This window comes from Candidatus Endomicrobiellum pyrsonymphae, assembly GCF_020328025.1.
GTDB lineage: Bacteria > Elusimicrobiota > Endomicrobiia > Endomicrobiales > Endomicrobiaceae > Endomicrobiellum > Endomicrobiellum pyrsonymphae.
In genome coordinates, this window is the sequence record NZ_JAIXMZ010000102.1 from 1 (window position 1) to 2360 (window position 2360).

Sequence of the window (2360 nt, forward strand, 5' to 3'; positions counted from 1 at the left end):
CTACTGATTGCTTCTCGAACCTCTTTTGCTTCTGCAAACAAATACTTCAACAAAGATTTATGAGTTTGCTTTCTGTCCCACATGCAACCGTTTTTAGAACGCAAAGTTGCATGTGGGACAGAAAGCAAACTCATAAATCTTTGTTGAAGTATTTGTTTGCAGAAGCAAAAGAGGTTCGAGAAGCAATCAGTAGTAAAGATATGGAAAATCTTAGAGAAGAGCTTGGTGATATTCTCCTTCAAGTTGTTTTTCATGCCCAAATAGCTAAAGAAAGCAAAGAATTTAACATTGCGGATGTAATATCAACGCTTAACAAAAAGCTTATTCGTAGGCATCCTCATGTATTTGGTAATTATAAAGTTAAAAATATAAAAGATGTTAAAACTATTTGGGAAGATGTTAAAAAAAAGGAAAAAAGCATTAACATAGAAAAAACAATTTGTGAGGTGAAAATATTAGATAAAAAGAAATTATTCTGAAGAAGGGATATAAATAAAATTAAAAAAATTAAGGAGCTAATATGGTGAATAAAATTTTTTCGCTAAAAAAAGTTGCTGCGGTGTTTAGTATATTATTTGCTTTTGCGAGCGTGTCTTTAGCAAGCGAAGCAAGTTTGGTTATTCCTGATTTGGCTTCTGTGAGTTTTTTTGGAAGCGCTGTTGATGGGAAAACACTTTTAACATTTGGTTTTCTTATCTGTGTTTTTGGTTTGTTGTTTGGAATTTATCACTTTTTAGGTATTAGAAATCTGCCTGTGCATAAATCAATGAAATCAATTTCAGAACTCATATACGAAACGTGCAAAACATATCTTGTAACACAAGGCAAATTCATAATTATTCTTGAAGTTTTGCTTGCATGTATAATAGTTGTATATTTTGGCTTGTTGGAACATTTTGCTGCAATTAAGGTTGCTGCAATTGTACTTTGCAGCATTATAGGAATTCTTGGCAGCTACGCTGTAGCTTGGTTTGGTATGAGAATTAACACTCTTGCAAATTCAAGAACAGCTTTTGCAAGTTTGAAAGGGAAACCCTTTCCTCTTTATGCGATACCTCTTCGCGCGGGTATGAGCATTGGAATGCTTTTGATAAGTATAGAGCTTTTCATAATGCTTGTCATTCTTCTTTTCATCCCTTCAAATTTTTCAGGCGCATGCTTCATAGGTTTTGCAATTGGCGAATCTCTCGGCGCTTCAGTACTTAGAATCGCAGGTGGAATTTTTACAAAAATTGCAGACATTGGCTCAGATTTGATGAAAATTGTGTTCAATATTAGGGAAGACGATGCAAGAAACCCTGGTGTTATTGCAGATTGTACCGGCGACAATGCAGGCGACTCTGTAGGTCCTACTGCGGACGGTTTTGAAACCTACGGTGTTACCGGCGTTGCTTTGGTAACATTTATTGTTCTTGCTGTGAGTGATCCTATTTTGCAGGTTAAGCTCTTAGTATGGATTTTTATAATGCGTTTGATAATGCTCATCTCGAGCGCTCTTTCTTATGGAATTAACTCTGCTATCGCAAAAATTAAATATGCCGCAGCAGACAAAATGAACTTTGAAGCTCCTTTGACATCGCTTGTATGGATAACTTCAATAGTTTCAATAGCCTTCACTTTTGTTGTTTCTAATCTCGTAATCGACGATCTGGGAGACGGAACTCTTTGGTGGAAGCTCTCTCTCATAATAAGTTGCGGAACAATCGCAGGCGCGGTAATACCTGAAATAGTAAAAATTTTCACTTCCGTAAAAAGCGGTTTTGTGCAAAATGTTGTTACTTCTTCAAAGCACGGTGGAGCATCTCTTAACGTTCTCGCAGGTCTTACAGCAGGAAATTTCAGCGCGTATTGGATGGGCATCACAATTATAGTTCTTATGGGTATTGCTTATGCAATAAGCTCGCTAGGATTGGGAACAATTATGATTGCTCCTGCAGTATTTGCCTTTGGACTTGTAGCGTTTGGTTTCTTGGGTATGGGGCCTGTAACAATTGCGGTTGATTCTTACGGACCTGTTACAGACAACGCCCAGTCAGTATATGAATTATCACTGATTGAAAATATTGTTAACATTGATAAAGAAATTGAAAAAGATTTTGAATTTAAGCCTACTTTTGAAAAATCAAAACTTTTGCTTGAAGAAAACGACGGCGCAGGAAACACATTTAAAGCTACTGCGAAACCTGTTCTTATAGGAACTGCAGTTGTAGGCGCGACAACAATGATTTTTTCAACAATTGTTATGCTTACGGGTGGACTTACGACAGGTCTTGAAAATCTTTCGTTGTTGCATGCTCCTTTCTTGTTAGGATTAATTGCAGGCGGATCTGTAATTTACTGGTTTACAGGCGCTTCTAATC

2 protein-coding genes are annotated in these 2360 nt (G+C 36.8%); both read left to right on the top strand.

All coding sequences use genetic code 11. The features are described 5' to 3' along the window. Window positions 1-110: 110 nt before the first annotated feature. Window positions 111-479: a MazG nucleotide pyrophosphohydrolase domain-containing protein gene (locus LE180_RS06630; RefSeq protein ID WP_374134665.1), complete on the top strand. Its 369-nt coding sequence runs from the start codon at window positions 111-113 to the stop codon at window positions 477-479. Window positions 480-520: 41 nt separating this feature from the next. Next, on the top strand, window positions 521-2360 hold a 1840-nt coding region (locus LE180_RS06635), incomplete at its 3' end, for a sodium-translocating pyrophosphatase (protein ID WP_374134666.1).

Coding starts and splice junctions, on each gene's coding strand:
- LE180_RS06630 (WP_374134665.1), top strand. CDS start 111: ATGTGGGACAGAAAGCAAACTCATAAATCTTTGTTGAAGTATTTGTTT.